This is a genomic window from Bacillus pretiosus (genome assembly GCF_051294775.1).
Classification (GTDB): domain Bacteria; phylum Bacillota; class Bacilli; order Bacillales; family Bacillaceae_G; genus Bacillus_A; species Bacillus_A wiedmannii.
In genome coordinates this window covers 945,276-966,736 of the sequence record NZ_JBPPHF010000001.1, presented here as the reverse complement: position 1 = coordinate 966,736, position 21,461 = coordinate 945,276, and the positions used below count along the sequence as shown (strand labels likewise).

Genomic DNA, 21,461 nt, shown 5'->3' with positions numbered 1-21,461 from the left:
ACATTATCCCCTAAAAAAGTAATGCTCTTAATATATTCATTATTCCCTACACTTGATATGCAGGTATTGGGCTGCCCTTTTCGTTCATAGCGTTGCATCTTTTGTACTCTCTAATTTTCCGTTAATAAAATGGATCTCTCTTTTATTCCTTCAAATTCCTTTAATAGATACATAGCTATTTTTTCAACTGCAGGGGAACCCACTATTTCTTCATGTAATCCAGGGACTGAATATCTATTTACTCTTCCTTTTAATAAAGGTCCCCAATCTGTAAACAACTCTTTTCCTTCCTCAGCACTAAAGTAGAGAAGTTCTCCAGAGTATGGTATTAAATCATGCTCTGCCATTATGTTCAGGCATTTCCTATGTGCATTGATAACTTGCTTCAAATTGATAAGATCTGCATCAGGCGGGAGTACTCCTTCCATAATTAATTGCTCCACTAGCATATCTTGTTTATGGACAAGGTCTCCTTCCTGCTCAGTAAGATCTCTAGGAATGAAATGCTCATATATATATGAGAGCATATCCTCACTCGTTTTATAGTCCTGCTTTGAAGGTACTTTTGTATCCATGAGTACCAACAACTCAACTTCCTCACCTTGATTCTTTAGTACAGTTGCGATTTCATAAGCAATTGCACCGCCTAAAGACCATCCTCCAAGACGATATGGGCCTTCTGGCTGAACATGTTTTATTTCTTCAATGTAAAGTTGAATTAGTTCCGGCAAGGTCAACTCGTCAATTTCTCCCTTTTCTATAAGAGGATTCTGTAAACCGTAAAATGAACAATGGTTCTTAAGTAATCTTGCTAGTTGAATGTAACAGAATACATTCCCCATAAACGGATGAACGCAGAAGAAAGGTCTTTTTTCTGATTCTTGTAGTGGAACTAGCGCTGCTACTGATTTCGTCATATCATGCTTATCACGAATAAGGCATGCGATTCCTTCCACTGTTGGATTCTTAATCAATGTAGACACCTTAATTTCTTTTCCAAACTTCTCCCTAATTTTTGAAACTAATTTAATTACAAGGAGAGAGTGTCCTCCTCTATTAAAGAAATCATCATTTACATAGACATCTTCTATCTGTAAGACATCCTGCCAGATTTTAATCAACTGATATTCAATTTCATCCCTTGGAATGATTGGTGTAGAGAAGTTATTTTCTCTTTGAATAGTTAAATTGTTCAATGCCTTTCGATCAACTTTGCCATTCGTTGTAAGAGGAATCTCGTCTACCTTAATAAAGCGTGCGGGAACCATATAATTCGGTACTTGTGTCTTGAGATATTCACGCCAATCATGCATACTACCATCTCCAACTACGTAAGCAACCAATCTCTGCTCTCCTAATTTATCCTCTGTTACCAAAACTACTGCTTCTTTTACCAATGGATGCCTCTTTAGATTCGCTTCAATCTCTTCAAGTTCAATACGAAAGCCCCTAATTTTCACTTGATTATCAATTCTTCTCAAGTAATCTAAATTACCATCAGGTAAATAACGAACCAAATCTCCCGTACGATATAAACGCTCTTCTTCATTAAATGGATGACGGATGAATCGCTCTGCTGTTAATTCTGGGCGATTCAAGTATCCTCTCGCTATACCTGCACCACCAATATATAGCTCACCTGTTACACCAACGGGAACAGGTAACATATTTTTATCCAATACATAAGTTTTAACGTTCGGCAACGGACGCCCAATCGTTACTCTCTTACTATCTTTTTTGATATGATAGCATGTTGCATCAACTGTACATTCTGTAGGACCGTATACGTTATAAAAATCAATTTTTCCGGTCTCTACTAGCTGTTCCCATAATGACGGCATGATTGCTTCACCACCGACTAATATCTTACTTGGTACATGAACATCAGCACTTATTTCTAGCAATCCTCCATCTATAAGTAATTGAAGTAATGAAGGTGTCATATCAAACATTTCCAATTTATTCTCCCTAATATAGGACACAAATTGTTCCGGATTAGTGCGAACTTCACTTGGGATAATATATAAACTTGAACCATAAAGCAACATTTGTAATTGCTGAATAGATACATCAAAGGCAATTGACGCATTCAAACCGACGCGCATATTACTAGGTATCTCATGTGAGAAAACTTCTTTTTGTAAACCATATGATAGGTTTATTACAGAATGGTGCTGTACTAAAGCCCCCTTTGGATTCCCTGTCGAACCAGAAGTATAGATAACATACGCTAAGTTTTCCCCTGTTACCTCACATATTGGTGAAAGTTTGCTTTCTTGAGAAAGCATTGCTTGGTCCCTACCTAGGCAAACTGTCTTGATTTCTTTAGGTATCCATCCTAGTAATACCTCATTCGTAACTAACACTTTAATTCCTGTGTCTTCTAAAATATATTGCAGGCGGCTTTCCGGATTCAATGGATCCAACGGAACATAGGCTGCTCCAGCCTTCCAAATTCCCATGAGACCAACAACCATCTCAACTGAACGCTCAAAGCAAAGGCCAACTAATGACTCTGTTCCAATTCCATATTTCTGTAGATGATGGGCCAATTGATTAGCTCTTTCATTCAGCTCCCGATACGTTAGTTGCTGTTTTTCATCCACTACTGCCACCGCATCTGGTGTACGATTCACTTGCTCTTCGAATAGTTGATGAATTACATTCTCACGTGGATAGGGTATTGTATTATCATTCCATTCGTCCAAAACTTGCTTTTGTTCAGCTTCCGTAATATATACAAGTTCCGACAGAGTTTGATCAATGTTTTTGAGCATTTGCATTAATACTTGGCGTAAATGACCCAACATTCTTTTAATAGTTAATTTATTAAACTTACTACGGTCATACATTAACTTTAACGATAACTGGAGTCCTGGAACTACAGCCAACCCTAATGGGTAGTGGGTTTGTTCTACTCCTTCCAATTCACCAATTTCCAGATTTCCTGAAGACTCCTCTTTCACCGGATAATTTTCAAACACATATAAACTATTGAACAGCGGTGTTCCTCTAGGAACTTCACTCCACCCCTGAATCTCTGTCAAAGAAGCATACTCATATTGTCTTCTTTCTATCTCTTCCTCTTGTATCTTCTGCAACCAATCTATTACTTTTATATCATCCATCAATTGAATTCGCGTCGGTGACGTTGTAATGAAAGGACCTACGATGTTTTCAACATCAATAATCTCCGTAGAACGCCCTGAGCTTGTTACACCAAAAACAATGTCATTTTCTCCACTATATCGGCTCATGAGATATGCCCATGCACCTTGAATTACTGTACTCAAAGTAAGTTTATTGCGTTTCGCCCATCCTTGTAACGCTTGAGTCTGCTCTTCTGATAAATACGTAACCTTCTCTGTGTAACCTTTTTCTTCCTCTTTACTTTCTAAGCCCAGCAAAGTTGGCGCAGTAAAACCTTTTAGCTTCTCTCTCCAGAATTGTTCCGCCCGCTCCTTATCTTGCCCTCTTAACCATTGGATATATTTCTTATATGGTGAGGACTTAGGTAACTTCACAGCTTCTCCATTCATTCTCTTCTGATAAACTGTAAGTAATTCATTAAATACTAATGGTAAACTCCATCCATCCAGTAAAATATGGTGATGGGTCCAAACAATCCGATATTCTTCCTCACCTTCTTGAATGACTGTTACCCGCATCAATGGTGCTTCATCAAATTGGAAGGCTTGTTTTCGATCTAATGCCAAAAAGACTTTTCTTTTTTCCTCGATCTCTTCACTTGTCATTGTACGCCAGTCTTCTTTGTTCACTTTAAATGGGATATTTTCATACACCACTTGTACAGGTTCTTCAATTTCGTCCCATACAAATGCTGTACGAAAAATTTCATGCCGCTGAATTACAGATTTCCACGCCTGCTCAAATGTAGGAATATTCATTTTTCCTCGAATCATAAAACTCAATTGCACTATATACGGTGCAACATGTTCATCCCCTTGGTCATGCAATGTGTGGAAAATCATACCTTCTTGCAAAGGTGATAGTGGATATAAATCGGTAATCTGATTGTTCTTTCCGCGATGCATTTTGTTTAGTACATTTGTCAAACCTTCTTGGCTAAGATTAGCCATTGCAAAATCCGAAATGGTCAGTGCAGATTCTCTATCTGAAAATTGAATCAATGTACTCAGTTGATATAGCATATTCTGTGCAATACTTTGAATCGTTGATTTGGCAAATTGTCCAACATTGTATACCCAAGTGAACTGAAGTTTTCCATCCGTTACAACCCCAATTACATCAATTACATGCGATCGCTTGGAACCGGCAGCATGATCTAAACGCTTAAATTCGTTCTCCGGAATAAACATTGCATCGCTAGAAAACATTTGGTCAAATTGTCCAAGATAGTTAAAACTAATAGACGGTGTATATTGGGAGCTTAATTGCTCACACATTGTTGCGTTCATGTAACGCAACACCCCATAATCAACACCCTTATTAGGAATTTTGCGAACTTGTTCTTTAACTGCTTTTAATGCTGCAATTGGCGTATTAGCACTAGTAATATTTAAATGAACTGGGTAAATACTTGTAAACCATCCCACAGTTCTCGATAAATCAACATCTTCAATAATCTCTTCTCGACCATGTCCCTCTAAATCTACGCTCAATATCGGCTGCCCCGTACATGCTGCCGTAGCTTGTACTAATGCTGCTAATAATACTTCATTGATTTGGACACGGTGAGTGCTTAAAGTTTCTTGCAATAACATACGGGTCTCATTCTCATTTAACACCACAGTAATTTCCTCAGTTACTGCGCTTACTGGATTACTTATAGTACCATCTACCGGCAATTTAACTACGTCTTGTTCAGCCTGCTCCTCCCAGTAATGTAGCACTTCTTGTGATATTCCAGATTCAGCGTAATGATGTAATTTCTCCGACCATTCTTTAAAAGATGTACTCTTCATAGGTAATTGAATTTTCTGCCCTTGGACTGCTTGCGTATACGCTGTTTGCAAATCTTCCAATAAAATTCGCCAAGAAACACCATCCACGGCTAAATGATGAATTGTCCAAAATAATCGGCCAGCGTGCTCACCTTCATCAAAATACACCATTCTCATTAACGGACCATCATGTAAATTCAAACTTTCTTGTGCAATATTAATCTCTTTTTGAATAACCTGATGCCAATCAGCTTCCGGCACTTCGTCTAATGAAATGACAGTAAGCATCAATTGCTCTTCTATTCCTTCATTCCACTGTTTCCAAACCCCATTAGGTAAACGTTCACATCTTAAACGCAGGGCATCATGATGAAGTAGAAGGTTACCCGCTGCCTTTTCCAGTGATCCTATGTCCAATTTCTCTTTCGTTCTAAAGAACATGGATTGATTCCAATGATGTGGGTTAGGATGATTTTGTGCAAAAAACCTTTGCTGAATAGGTGTAAGTATCGTCTCTCCAGTTATAATTCCCTGTTCAGCTTGTACACCTTGTTCTTCTTTGACTACTTGCGCCAACTCAGCAATCGTTTGGTGTTCAAATATTTGTTTTGGTGTCAATTGTAAACCAACTTGCTTCGCACGAGAGACAATCTGAATGCTAAGAATTGAATCTCCACCAATTTCAAAAAAGTTATCATTCATACCAATACGTTTTGAACCCAGCACACGTTCCCAAATGATAGAAAGCTTATGTTCACGTTCATTTCTTGGGGCCACGTATCCTTCTTGTGCTCCTTGATAATCTGGTATAGGTAACGATTTCCGATCAATCTTTCCATTTATGGTTAGCGGTAATTCTTTCATTTCGACAAAATAGGAAGGTATCATATGGATTGGCAGTTTTGTTTTAAGATACTCTCGCCATTCTTCTAAACTGCCTTCGCCCACTACATAAGCTACCAGCCTCTTATCTCCCGACTGATTTTCCCTAACCATTACAACTGCCTCTTTTACCAAGTCATGCTCCTGTAAAGTCGACTCAATCTCCCCAAGTTCGATTCGAAATCCTCTAATCTTCACTTGATTATCCATTCTTCCTAAGTAGTCTATATTTCCGTCAGAAAGATATCTCACAAGATCGCCTGTTCTATATAACCTCTCGCCTTCTTTGAATGGATGTGAAATAAATCGCTCGGACGTTAATTCTGGACGATTCAAGTATCCCCTTGCTAGACCTGCTCCTCCTATATAAAGTTCACCCATCACACCAACTGGAACTGGCAACCTATTTCTATCTAATACATAAGTTTGAACGTTAGGCAACGGACGCCCAATCGTTACTCTCTTACTATCTTTTTTGATATGATAGCATGTTGCATCAACCGTACATTCTGTAGGACCATATACATTATAAAACTCCATTTTATCAGTCTCTACTAGCTGTTCCCATAATGAAGGCATAATCGCTTCGCCACCAACCAGTACCTTACTTGGAACATGAACGCCATCGCACGTTTCTAACAATCCGACATCTAAAAGTAATTGAAGTAATGAAGGTGTTATATCAAAGATTTCTAACTTGTTCTCCCTAATATAAGCTACAAATTTCTCCGGATCACTTCGTACTTCATTCGGAATAATATACAAACTTGAACCATATAACAGCATTTGTAATTGCTGAATAGATGCATCAAAGGCAATTGACGCATTTAAACCGACATGCATGTTAGATGGTATCTCATGTTCGAAAACCTCTTTTTGTAAGCCATGCGACAAGTTTATTACAGAATGATGCTGTATCAAGACACCCTTTGGGTTCCCCGTCGATCCCGAAGTATAAATAACATACGCTAAATTTTCTCCTGTTACTTCACATTTTGGTGAAAGAATGCTTTCTTGTAAAATCATTGTTTGATCTCTATCTAGACAAACTATCTTGACCTCTTTAGGTATCCAGTCTTCTAATGACTCATTCGTAACTAATACTTGAATTCCAGTGTCCTCCAAAATATATCTTAGACGACTTTCTGGATATGATGGGTCCAATGGAACATATGCTGCTCCAGCCTTCCAAGCTCCCATAATACTAACAATCATCTCAACTGAACGCTCAAAACAAAGTCCAACCAATGATTCATTCCCAATCCCGCATTGCTGAAGATAGTGGGCCAATTGATTAGCTTTTTCATTGAGCTCTCGATACGTTAACTGCTGTTTTTCATCTACCACTGCTATCGCGTCAGGTGTACGATTTACTTGCTCTTCAAACAGCTGATGAATCGTACTTTCCTGTGGATATGCTACAGCATCATTATTCCACTCTTCCAACTGTTTTTGCTGTAATCCTGATAATATAGGCAACTTAGCTAATGATTTATCCGGATTTTTCACGATTACATTCAACCAGTTTCCAAAATGTTCGGCCATAGATTCAATAGTTAAGCTGTCAAATAAATCAGTCCTATAAACAAAAGTAAGTAATAAACCCTCTTCCACTTCTGCAGCAGTTAAACTTAAATCAAACTTAGCGATTGGAGCGTTACTTTCCATTACTTCTATATTTCTTCCATGTAGTTCTGGTAGCTCTTGTCCCATATTTTGCAAAGTAAACATGGTTTGGAAAATTGGAGAATAGCTTGTATTTCGTTCAGGTTGGATAACCTCTACAATTTTCTCAAACGGAACATCTTGATACTCATACGCCTTCAATGCTTTTATCCGCACTTGGGACAACAACTCTTGAAATGCCGGTGCATTACTTAAATCAGCTCGATAAACCAAGGTGTTGACAAAGAAACCAATCAGCCCCTCAATTTCTCGATAATTTCGATTTGCAATTGGGCTGCCAACAATAATATCCGTTTGTCCCGTATAACGAGCAAGGAAACTTTGATACGATGCCAATAAGGTCATGAAAAGTGTGGCCCCTTCTTGACGACTTAGTTCGTTTAATTTATCCAGTAATGAGCGTGACAACAAAACACTATGAGTTAATCCATGGTGGGTTTGCACTGGCGGACGCGGACGATCCATTGGCAACATTAAGACTGGTAACTCACCAGATAATTCTTCCTTCCAATATGCAAGCTGTTGATTTAGTACTTCATCTTTCAACCATTCTCTTTGCCACTGAGCAAAATCGGCATATTGAACTGGTAGTGGTTCCAGCTCTGCTTGTTTCTCACCAATCGTATTCTCATAAAATGCCATCCATTCTTGAAGCAAGATTTCCATCGACCATCCATCCGAGATAATATGATGCATATTACACAGAAGAACCCATTCTTCTTCTGAAATTCTTATGAGTTTCCCACGGAATAACGGCCCTTGTTCTAAATCAAATGGAGATTCTACTTCAGTTTGAATCCATTGCTCCAACTTTCTTTCTCGCTCCTCTAATGAAAGCTTAGTTAAGTCCATTTGCAGAAGCGGACGGAAAATATACGGTTGAATCTGCTGCACAGGATGGCCATCCTCTTCATAAAATACAGTCCGCAAAGATTCATGACGCTCTATCAACTGATTCCATCCCAACTCCAATGCCTCAGGTAACCAACTCCCTGTAAGGCGGCATGCCATTGGCATATTATAAAGTGCACTATTAGGTGCAAATTGATCAATAAACCATAAGCGCTGTTGGGCATAAGATAGTGGAATATTATTTCCTCGTTCCATCGGCACCAGTGGTGGAATTTCTCGTTTTTCGCTCCCCTTACGTAACTGATCGATTCGTTTCGATAATGCCTCGACCGTTGAATATTCGAACAGTTCACGTACTGGCAATTTGATTTGAAAGACTTCCTGTAAGCGTGAGACCACTTGTGTAGCAAGTAGAGAGTGACCACCAAGCTCAAAGAAAGAATCCTGAACACCAATGTCTCCTATTCCTAGCACCTGACTCCACACTGAAGCGATAAGTTCTTCCAGCGGATTTCGTGGGTAAACAGTATTTTCTTCGGATTGTTCACTAAGTATAGGCAATGCCTTCAAATCAAGTTTTCCATTCGGTGTAAGTGGTAAAAATTCCATCTCAATAAAGTTTGTTGGAACCATGTAATTAGGTAAATGTGTTTGTAGATATTCTCGCCATTCATGGACACTTCCTTCACCAACTACATAAGCTACTAATCTCTTATCGCCTTGATTATCCTCTCGTACCAATACAACTGCTTCTTTCACAGAAGAATGCGCCTGCAAAACAGCTTCTATTTCTCCCAATTCAATTCGGAAACCACGAATTTTCACTTGGTCATCTATACGTCCATGGAACTGGAGATTACCATCAGAAAGATAACTTGCTTTGTCTCCTGTGTAATAGAGACGTTCTCCTGACTTGAAAGGATGTGGAATAAATTTTTCCTTTGTAAGATCCGGACGATTAGCATATCCACGTGCAAGACTCTTCCCTCCAATATAGAGATCTCCAATTACACCAATTGGTACTAGCTGAAGATGAGAATCTAATACATAAACTTCTGTATTCGCAATCGGTCGACCAATCGATGGCGTACCTGTTGTCACTCCTACAGGTACATAACAATCTGTGGTAACGACTGTATTTTCCGATGGACCATACTGATTAATTACCGCAAAAGGAATATCGTTAGATGGATACTGCGTTAATTGATCCCCACCAGTAATGATAAAACGAAGATCCGTTTTATCTGGCCAAGATAATTTCAAGAGTCTTTCCAGAATAGGTGTAGGTGCAAAGCTAGCTGTTATTCGTGAATCAATGAGCCAATCCCTTAGTGCTTCTGGATTAATTCTCAGTTCCTCTGTTGACAAGTAGAGTGCTGCACCAGCAGTTAGATACGGCCAAATCTCCTGAACAGCCGAATCAAAAGCAACACCTGCAATCTGAGTCGCACGATCCTCTGCTGAAATACGATAAACTTCTTGATGCCAAGAAACCATATTCATTAATGAGCGATGTTCAACCATGACACCCTTCGGTTTTCCTGTAGAACCAGAGGTATAGACAATATAGGCTAAGTTCTCTGGATTTATCTGACGTGTAGGTGCGATTACGCTTTCCACCGTTAATTCTTCTAACCTCACCATTTCGACGTGTGCAAAATGTCCTTCTTGTCCTTCCGCCGTCACTACAAATTGAATTCCTGCATCTTCAATCATGTATTCTAACCTTGATTTTGGATACAACGGATCTAAAACAACATAAGCTCCACCAGCTTTTAAAATGCCTAGTAAACTTGCCATTAGCTCAGCTGACCTCGGAAGATAAACTCCCACCACTGACTCTGGGGCTACTCCCTTTCGCTGTAAAACATTTGCCAACTGATTTGCTTGTGTATCCAGTTCACCATAAGTCCACTGTTTTGTTTGATCGACTACCGCAATCGCATCAGGACGCCTCGCTACTTGCTCCTCAAATCTGTCGCAAATAAGACCCTGATGAGACATTTCCATTACAGTGTCATTCCATGTTTCTAATAACAAAGTACGCTCGTATTCCGATAGCATGCTCAGGCCATGCAACGGATTTTGTGGGCGATGAGAAACTTCATGTAGCCATTTCTCAAAGTGTCCTGCCATCCGTTCAATAGTAGTAGCATTGAATAAATCCTTATTGTACTCAAAAGTAAAAAGTAATCCCTCTTCCGTCTCAACTGCCATTACACTTAAATCAAACTTTGCAATTGGACTATGGCTTTCTATCATTTCAATACTTCTACTAGATAACACCGGAAACTCTTGTTTCATATTTTGCAAGATGAACATAGTCTGGAAGATTGGCGAATGACTTGTACTTCGCTCCGGTTGCACAACTTCTACAATTTTTTCAAATGGAATATCTTGATATTCATACGCCTTCAATGCCTTTTGACGAACCTGATACAGTACATCTTGAAATGTCGGTCTACCACTCAAATTAGCTCGATAAACTAGCGTGTTAACGAAGAAACCAATTAGTCCTTCAATTTCTCTATAATTCCGATTCGCAATTGGGCTTCCGACCAGAATATCTTCTTGTCCCGTATAACGAGATAGAAAACTTTGATATGCAGCTAAAAGCGTCATGAAGAGTGTAGCCCCTTCTTTTCGACTAAGTTCATTCAATTTATCATGTAGCGTGCTTGGCAGAACCAGAGTGTATGTGGACCCGTGATGAGTTTGTATTGCAGGACGCGGGCGATCCATAGGAAGTTGGAGTACAGGAAGCTCCCCAGACAATTCTTCCCTCCAATATTGGAGTTGTTGATCAAGCACTTCCTCCTTTAGCCATCCTTTTTGCCACTGAGCAAAGTCGGCATATTGAACCGGTAATGGTTCAAGTTCCGCTACCTTTCCATCCGTTGCTTCCTCATAAAATGCCATCCATTCTTCAAGTAGGATTCCCATTGACCATCCATCTGAAATGATATGATGTAAAGTACAAAGGAGTATCCATTCTTCCTCTCCCACGTGCAAAATACTTGTCCTGATTAACGGCCCCTCTGTTAAATCAAATGGCACTTCTGTTTCTTGTTGAATGAAACGTTTAACCTCTTCTTCTCGGTCTTCAGAAGAAAGCATAGTTAAATCCGTTTTCGGAATTGATTGAAAAGCATACGGTTTAATTTGCTGTACGGGTTGACCGTTCACTTCGTGAAAGACCGTCCGCAGTGATTCATGACGTTCTATTAGTTGATTCCATCCCATTTCCAATGCTTCAAGTAGCCAATTCCCTGTAAGGCGACATACCATTGGCATATTGTAAAGGGCACTATTAGGTGTAAATTGATCAATAAACCATAAGCGTTGTTGAGCATAAGATAGTGGAATAGTTTCTCCTCGTTCCATCGGTATTAGTGGCGGAATCTCTCGTTTTCTATCTCCTTTACGTAACTGATCTACTCGCTTTGCCAGTGACTCCACCGTCGTACATTCAAATAGTTCACGTACTGGTAATTCGATTTGAAAGATTTCCTGTAAACGTGAAACTACTTGAGTAGCTAATAGTGAGTGACCACCGATTTCAAAAAAGGAATCCTGTACACTAATATTTTTTATTCCTAACACTTGGCTCCATACGGAAACGATGAGCTCCTCCACTGGTGTTCGTGATGAAGTAATATCTTCACTTATGAACTGTTCTTCCAATTCCAATAAGGCTTTCCGATTCACTTTACCATTTGGAGTGAGTGGCATCCCTTCAATTTTGAAGAAGTATGCTGGAACCATATAATGTGGCAATTGCTTCTTAAGATATTTACGCCACTCTCCAGTATCCCCTTCACCCACTACATACGCTACTAACTGCTTATCTCCTGGTCGATCTTCCCTCACCAACACAACAGCCTCTTTTACAGATGGGTGATCATGTAAAGCTGCTTCAATTTCTCCCAATTCAATTCGGAATCCTCTAATTTTGACTTGATTATCTATTCTTCCAATATATTCTAAGTTACGATCATTCATATATCTCACCAGGTCACCCGTTCGATATAATCGTTCCCCATTCTTAAAGGGGTGCGAAATAAAACGTTCAGTAGTTAAATCTGGTCGATTGAAGTAGCCACGTGCCAATCCTACTCCCCCAAGGTAAAGTTCCCCTGCCACACCAATCGGGACCACTTGTTGATATTGATCTAACACATACAACTCTGTATTATCAATCGGACGACCAATCGGAATAAGCATTGGTTCTTTTTCTAAATCACAATCATAATAAGTCACATCCACAGTCGCTTCAGTAGGACCATACAAGTTAATTAACTTTGTTTGTTGAACATTGTAAAAGATCCCCTTAAATCGTCGAACCTGCTCAGTGTTTAACGCTTCTCCACTAGTAAAAACTTGAATTAAAGACGATAGATCCCTTTTCGAATTATATAGTTCCATATAATCTAAGAAAGTAGATAACATCGACGGAACAAAGTGCATGGTGGACACACGATATCGTTCAATGTATTCCTCAATCACCGCAGGATCTTTCTCTCCTCCTGGTGGAAGCAAACAAACCTGCGCCCCTACAAATGACCACCAAAACAATTCCCAGACAGAAACATCAAACGAAAACGGTGTCTTTTGTAGGATTGTATCCTCCTCGGATAATGGATATTTTTTCTGCATCCACTGTAAGCGGTTTATAACGGAATGATGTTCAATCATTACTCCCTTTGGATTTCCCGTCGAACCCGAAGTATATATGATATAAGCTAAGTTATTTGCTGTCACTCCACTCACTGGAGCTAAATTACTCTCTTTAGAAATCATTACTCGATCCCGGTCTAAACAAATTGCTTGAATACCTTTAGGTAACCAGTCCTGTAGTGCCTCTTTTGTTAACAGCACTTGAATTTGTGAATTCTCCAAAATGTATCTCAGGCGGTTTTCGGGGTAACTTGGGTCCAGTGGGACATAAGCCCCACCTGCTTTCAAAATCCCAAAGAGACCAATAATCATATCAGGAGAACGTTCAATACATATACCGACTAATGATTCAGGTCCGATACCTCGTTTTTGTAGAAAATGTGCCAATTGGTTCGATTTTTCATCGAGTTCTTGATACGTTAGCTTTCCACCCTCATAAACTACCGCCACTGCATCAGGTGTCCGTGAAACTTGCTGCTCAAATAGCTCATGAATCATACAATCATGACCATAAACTACGTCCGTATCATTCCATTCTTCTAGGAGTTGTTTTTGCTCAGTGTCCGATAACATTGACAGCTTTGTATATGATTCATCTGGATGATACGTGATTTCATTTAGCCAGTTCTCAAAATGGCCTGCCATACGTGCAATGGTACTACTATCAAATAAATCCGTATTGTATTCAAATGAGACAAATAGACCTTCTTCCACTTCATAGGCAGTTAAGCTCAAATCAAATTTAGCAATAGACATATTACTTTCTACCATTTCAATACTTTTACCAGACAAATCTAGTCGTTCTTGTTTTATATTCTGTAGCGTAAACATGGTCTGAAAGATAGGCGAATGACTCATGCTTCGTTCAGGTTGCACAGCTTCTACCACTTTTTCAAATGGTATATCTTGATATTCGTAAGCTTTTAACGCCTTTTTCTTTGTTTGGCTCAAAATCTCCCGAAAAGTAGGGGTGCCACTCAAATCTGATCGGTAAACCAACGTATTAACAAAGAAACCAATTAATCCTTCTACTCCCTTGTGGTTCCGATTTGCAATCGGACTACCAACTAGAATATCTTTTTGTCCCGTATAACGAGCAAGAAAGCTCTGGTATGCAGCCATTAAAGTCATAAATAAAGTAGATCCTTCTTGTCGGCTTATATCCTTCAATTGACTAAGCAATTTATAAGGGAAAATTACGTGATGCGTAGCCCCAGAGTAAGTCTGCTTAACCGGTCGAGGTCGATCCACTGGCAGTTGTAAGATAGGAAGCTCACCAGACAATTCTTCCTGCCAATACGTAAGCTGACGATTTAGCACATCACCTTGCAACCACTCCTTTTGCCACTTCGCAAAGTCTGCATATTGAATGGATAATGAGCTTAATTTAGCAGGATTTCCGCCCGTTTCTTCTTCATAGAAAGCAAGTAATTCATTCATGAATATACCAATGGACCACGCATCAGAAATAATATGATGCATCGTACACAGTAATAACCATTCATCCTTCTCTAATTGAACAAGCTGATTACGAATTAAAGGACCATTCATTAAATCAAATGGTTCTTGCGCTTCTCTCGCAATTAAACTATCTACCTCTTTTTCTTTTACTTCTAGAGGAAGTTGAGAGTAATCTCTTACAGGTAATGCTCTAGGGAGGAATTCGACAATTTGTTGCACAGGTTGTTCTCCTACTTCTTTAAAAACAGTTCGTAATGATTCATGGCGTTCAATGAGTCGATTGAATCCCTTTTCTAATGCTTCAGGTATCCAATTTCCTTTTAGATGCCATACCGTTGGAATATTATATAAAGAACTGTTTGGATTAAATCTGTCCATAAACCACAAACGTTGTTGCGCATAAGACAACGGGAGTGCTTCTTTATTCTCCTTTTTTTGCATTTGCTTCTGAAGCCATGCTCTCTTCTCAGGAGAAAGTGAACTCAGCTTTGCAAGTAAATCACTTCTCATTTTTTTACCCCTTCCTCAATCAAATTACTCTCGAATATCCCTTGTGCTTCTTCCTCTGATAACTCTTCTAATTGCTTAAGCAGTTCCAGTAATTCTTCATCATTACTCACTTCTGCTTCTTTTTGAATATAGTCTTGAAGACTTACATTCTCCTTACTATCATTCTGCATTTCTTGATTTTTGTTATCGAGCAATTGATCAATCTGTTCTGCCAATTGCTGCACCGTATGAAACATAAATAAATCATGCAATGGTATCTCGATTCCAAAAGCCTCTTTAAGATTAGAAACGGCTTGCGTAGCAAGTAATGAATGTCCACCAATTTCAAAAAACGAATCCTGAATTCCGATGTTTTCCATACCTAAAACTTCATGCCATATCGAAACAATTGTTTTTTCCGTAGACGTACGAGGAGCAATATAACCACTTGCTATCTCCTGTTTCTCTGGTGTTGGTAAAACCTTCCTATCAATTTTCCCATTAGGAGTGAGTGGAAATGCATTTAATCCAACAAAATAGGATGGAATCATATAATTTGGTAGTTGGTCCTTGAGATAATCACGCCACTTTTGAGCATCCCCGTCTCCTACAACATAGGCAATCAAATGTGGATCGCCAGGATAATCTTCCCGCACCATCACAATAGCTTCGTTAACTAATGTATGCTTTTGTAATACCGCTTCAATTTCTCCTAGTTCAATCCGGAACCCACGAATTTTCACCTGATGATCAATTCGTCCAACATACTCCAAATTTCCATCTGGCAAATACCTTACTAGATCTCCAGTCCGGTATACTCGCTCGTTTTCTTTAAACGGATGCGGTATAAATCGATTTTTCGTTAAGTCAGGGCGTTTTAAATATCCACGTGCTAACCCTGATCCACCAATGTACAGCTCACCAACTACACCAATTGGAACCATTTTTTGTTCAGCACTTAGTACATATACTTCTGTATTGAAGATTGGTTTACCAATTGGTGGTACCCTATGCATGACACCCTTTTCTAATTCCATATACGTGGAATACGTAGTATCTTCAGACGGTCCATATAAGTTGTATACCTTCTCAATCGTACTTCTCTCGTATAAATCTTGAACAAGCGGATCTGGTAACGGTTCTCCAGCCAAATTCATTACCTTTACTGAAGAAGGAATTGTCTTTGCTCGAACCAGTTCCTTTGCTGCCGATGGCACAGTATTAACCAAAGTCACACCTTTGGTAGACAACTTGTCTAGATGTAGAGCATTTTCAGCGACAATCACCTTCCCCCCCATCGTTAAGGGAACAAATACTTCAAAAACGGATAAATCAAAAGATAGTGAAGTTGAAGCTAATACTCCCGCTAATGCCTTTCGGGAATACGTGTGATGCGCCCAATGAATCATTGTTACTGTATTCCTGTGCTCAATCATTACTCCCTTTGGATTTCCAGTGGAGCCTGAAGTATAGATAATATAGGCTAAGTTATCGCCCGTCACTTCACTCGTGCATACCGTAGTAACTTCTTGTTCTATTTCTGATCGATTACGATCAATACAAATGACGTTGACGAATGTAGGTATAACCATTTTTTGTTGTAACTTTTCCTGTGTCACCAGTACCTTTATTTGAGCATCTTCTAAAATGTACTGCAGTCGACTTTCCGGATATGCTGGATCAATTGGGACATATGCTCCTCCTGCCTTCATAATTCCTAAGAGACCGACAATCATCTCGGATGAACGTGTAACACAAATCCCAACTAATGATTCGCATGTAACACCATTTTTTTGTAAATAATGTGCCAACTGATTCGAGCGTTCGTCCAACTCTCGATATGTTAGTTCTTCATCTTCGCACACTACTGCAATTGCTTCTGGTGTTTTTTCCACTTGTTCTTCAAACATTGTATGAATCATGCTATCTTCTATATCAATAACAGCTAATTCATTCCATTCCTCTAGTAGTTGCTTATATTCTATTTTCGATAACATATTCAATTCTGATAATAAACATTTTGGATAAGAGGCAATTTGATTTAGCCAATGTTCAAAATGACTTACCATACGTTCAATGGTTGTATCATTAAACAAATCAGTATTATATTCAAAGGTTAGTGATAATCCTTCTTCCGTCTCAGAAGCAAATAAACTCAAATCAAATTTTGCAACAGAAACATGGTTTTCCATGAGTTCCATTTGTCTTTCAGATAGCTGAAGAAACTCTTGTTTCGTATTCTGTAAAGTAAACATGGTTTGGAATATTGGTGAATGACTTGTATTCCGTTCCGGCTTTACGGATTCTACCACTTTCTCAAATGGAATATCCTGATACTCGTATGCTTTTAGTGCTTTTTTTCTTACCTGCGACAAAAGTTCTTGGAACGTCGGGTTTTCACTGAAATCAGCTCGATAAACTAACGTATTTGCAAAGAGACCTATTAATCCCTCAATCTCTTTCACATTTCGATTAGCAATCGGGCTTCCAACTATGATGTCGTCCTGTCCTGTATAACGAGAAAGGAAGCTTTGATACGCTGCCATCAATGTCATAAATAAAGTGCACCCTTCTTGCAGACTTAAATCTTTGAGCTTTTCCTGTAGGGAATTCGCCACTATTAAAGACTGACTTGCACCACGATGGGTTTGAACTGCAGGTCGAGGACGATCCATCGGTAATTGTAAAACCGGTAGTTCCCCAGACAATTCTTCCTTCCAATATTGAAGGTGCTGATTCAAATTCTCTTCTTTTTGCCATTCCTTCTGCCACATGACAAAATCTGCATATTGGATAGATAACTCCTTCAATTCCACCGGTTTGCCGCTTAATGCTCCTTCATAAAAAGCCATCCATTCTTCAAGTAAGATTCCCATTGACCATCCATCTGAAATAATATGATGCATCGTACAAATGAGAATCCACTCTTCACTGTCCACTTTCAATATGCGTGTTCGAATTAGAGGACCTTGTCCAAAATAAAATGGTTCCTCAGCTTCGTTTTGAATGAGCCGTTTCATTTCTCTTTCCCTATCTTCCAAAGAGAGATCTGTTAGATTCGTTTGAGGGATATGTCCGAATACATGAGATTGAACCTGTTGAAAAGGTTCACCCTCTTGTTCTAGAATTATCGTTCGTAATGATTCATGACGCTCCAACAATTGATTCCATCCGGCCTCCAATGCTTCAATTGACCATTTACCTGTTAAGCGACACGCTGCATGAATATTGTACATAGCACTATTTGGCATTAATTGATCAATAAACCATAGACGTTTCTGCGCATAGGAAAGTGGAATAGCTTCTTCCCGTTTCATAGGTACAAGAGGGGCAATCTCTCGTTTTTTATCTTCTTTTCGTAACTGATCTACTCGTTTCGCCAACGCTGCCACTGTATCGTGCTTGAAAAGTTCACGTAAGGGAATTTTGATTTGGAACAATTCTTGCAATCGAGAGACAATTTGAGTAGCAAGTAGTGAGTGTCCACCACGTTCAAAAAAGGAATCCTGAATACCAATATTCCCCACCCCTAACACTTGACCCCAAACCGAGGCAATAAGCTCTTCCGATGGCGTCCGAGGTAGAACATTTAAATCTCCAATAGCTTGATCATCAGGTGCTGGCAAGGCCTTTCGATCAATTTTCCCATTCGGAGTAAGCGGGAAGTGTTCTAACTCTACAAAGTGTGCTGGAATCATATGATTTGGTAATTGGTTTTGTAAATACTCTCTCCACTCCTCGGTATTTCCATCGCTTATTACATATGCAACCAATCGTTGATCACCTGGACGATCCTCTCTAACTAATACAACAGCCTCTTTAATAAACGAACATTTTTCTAAAGTTGCTTCAATTTCTCCTAATTCAATCCTAAAACCACGCATTTTGACTTGATGGTCCATTCGACCTATAAATTCTATATTTCCATCAGTTAGATATCTTACTGAATCTCCCGTTCGATATAGTCGTTCCCCCAATCGGAATGGATGTGAAACAAATTTTTCAGCAGTAAGATTCGGACGATTTAAGTATCCACGTGCTAAACCAGCACCACCAATATATAACTCACCCTCAATTCCTATTGATTGCAAGCGTTGATTTTGGTCTAATACATATAATTGCGTGTTCTGTATCGGCTGCCCAATAGAAACAAATTCTTCATTAGGCTGAATATCAAATGCATTCACATAAATAGTGGCTTCAGTTGGTCCATAAAAGTTGGTTAATTTCACTTGTCCACTATAATTCCATTTCTGTTGAAATCGTCTAACTAACCCTGAACTTAGTTCTTCTCCACCAGAAAATACATGGCGTACGGACGAACAATTCATGTTCAATTCAATATGATTGAAGTGATCTAAGAAAACAGATAACATCGAAGGTACAAATTGAACTATAGTAACCTGATGTTTTTTAATCACTTCAGCTATAATAGAAGGATCTTTTTCTCCACCTGGAGGTAGGAAAGATACACTTGCACCAACGTGAATACCCCAAAACAACTCCCAAACAGAGACATCAAATGAGAATGGCGTTTTCTGCAAGACCACATCCTTTTCAGAAAGTGGATATTTATGTTGCATCCATTCTAGATAATTGATTACTGAATGATGCTCAATCATTACTCCCTTTGGATTCCCTGTAGATCCTGAAGTATACATAACATACGCTAAACTTTCTCCTGTTACACCACTTATACATGGGGTTGATTTTTCTTTTTCAATTGCAGTGTAATCTTTATTCATACAAATCGTTTCAATATTTTCAGATACAAACAAATTTTTAGAATTCTCTTCCGTCACTAGTACTTCGATTCCAGCATCCTCTAATATATATCGAAGCCGACTCTCTGGATAAGTAGGGTCAAGTGGAACATACGCTGCTCCTGATTTTAGAATCCCTAATAACGCTATCATCATTTGTAATGAACGTCCCATATATACCCCAACTAGAGACTCTGGTCCTACACCATGCTTTTGTAAATAATGAGCTAGTTGATTCGCACGCTTCTCTAACTCTTTATAGGTAATTTGTTCATTTTCGTAAATAGCCGCAATTGCTTCCGGTGTTTTTTTTACTTGCTCCTCAAATATCGTATGAATCATGCCTTCAGCCGAATAATTTACTTGAGTATGATTCCATTCCTCTAGTAACAGTATCTGTTCTTCCGCTGTTAAATGAGTAATTTCAAAGAGTTTTGAATCTAGGCTCTTCGTCATCTGAATTAATATTTGCAATAAGTGATTCTGAATCCGATTTATTGTTCCTTCATTAAAATAGCTTCGATCATACATTAACTTTAAAGTAATTTTCTTACCGGGCATTACAATGAGTGTTAAAGGATAATTGGTTTGTTCCGCGCTTTTAACATCTAATAATCTTAAATCTTCATTTCTCTCACCTTGAATTGGATAATTTTCAAACACATACAAGGTATGAAACAAGGAACTATTTCGTGGAACCTCACTCCATCCTTGAATATCTATCAACGAATTATACTCATATTGTCTTCGTTCCATTTCTTTCATTTGTATTTTACGAAGCCAATCTACTACTGATGTATTATCCGTTAATCGAATTCTAGTAGGTAAGGTGTTAATAAATAACCCCACCATATTCTCTGCTCCCATTAAATCAGTAGGACGTCCAGAGCTAGTTACGCCAAATACGATGTCACTTTCACCGCTATACCTACTCATCAAATAAGCCCATGCACCTTGTACTAACGTATTCAACGTTAATCGACTATTTCGTACCCACTCTTGTAAATTCTCAGTAAGTTCCTCAGATACTTGATAAACACACTCTCCATAGCCCTTCTCTTGTCCTTGGTTCTTTCTTTCCATTGCTAATGGAGTAGGTGCATAGAACCCTTTTAATTCTTCTTTCCAAAATTCCTCTGCTTGACTTCGATCTTGTTTATTTATCCACTGGATATATTTTTTATAAGGAAGAGATTTAGGAAGATTCAATAATTCTCCCCTTATCATCTTGAGATAAACTTCCATCACTTCACTAAAGACCAATGACACACTCCATCCATCTAGCAAAATATGATGATGTGTCCAAATAATCCTCGTTTCCTCATTTGCCTCTTTAATCGCAGTGACTCTCATCAATGGTGCTTCATCTAATAAAAATCCTTTTCTACGATCTGCATTTAAAAACTGTTGTAATTTCTTCGCCCTTTCCTTGTGTGAATGGGCGCTCCAATCCTCTTGATGAATAGTAAAAGGAAGACGTTGGTAAACCGCTTGTAGTGGTTTTTCTACTTCCTCCCAAACAAATACTGAACGTAAAACCTCATGTCGATGAATAACATATTCCCAGGCCTTTTCAAAAGTAGCAATATCCAATTGCCCCCCGAGCAAGAAACCTACTTGTACAATATAGGAAAATGAATGTTCATCATCTTGATCGTATAAAGTATGAAACAGTATTCCTTTTTGCAAAGGTGATAAACCATATATATCAATAACGTCTCCCATT

The 21,461-nt window shown here is 38.9% G+C and carries 2 protein-coding genes; both read right to left on the bottom strand.

Features of this window, described 5'->3' with window-relative positions; genetic code table 11:
• Positions 1–110: 110 nt before the first annotated feature.
• Positions 111–14,993: a non-ribosomal peptide synthetase gene (locus ACSG5Z_RS04770; RefSeq protein ID WP_435710797.1), complete on the bottom strand. Its 14,883-nt coding sequence runs from the start codon at positions 14,991–14,993 to the stop codon at positions 111–113.
• Positions 14,990–21,460, bottom strand: coding sequence for a non-ribosomal peptide synthetase (locus tag ACSG5Z_RS04765; RefSeq protein ID WP_435710795.1), 6,471 nt, complete (start codon positions 21,458–21,460; stop codon positions 14,990–14,992). The genes ACSG5Z_RS04770 and ACSG5Z_RS04765 overlap by 4 nt, the downstream gene beginning before the upstream one ends.
• Between the last annotated feature and the right edge of the window lies 1 nt (position 21,461).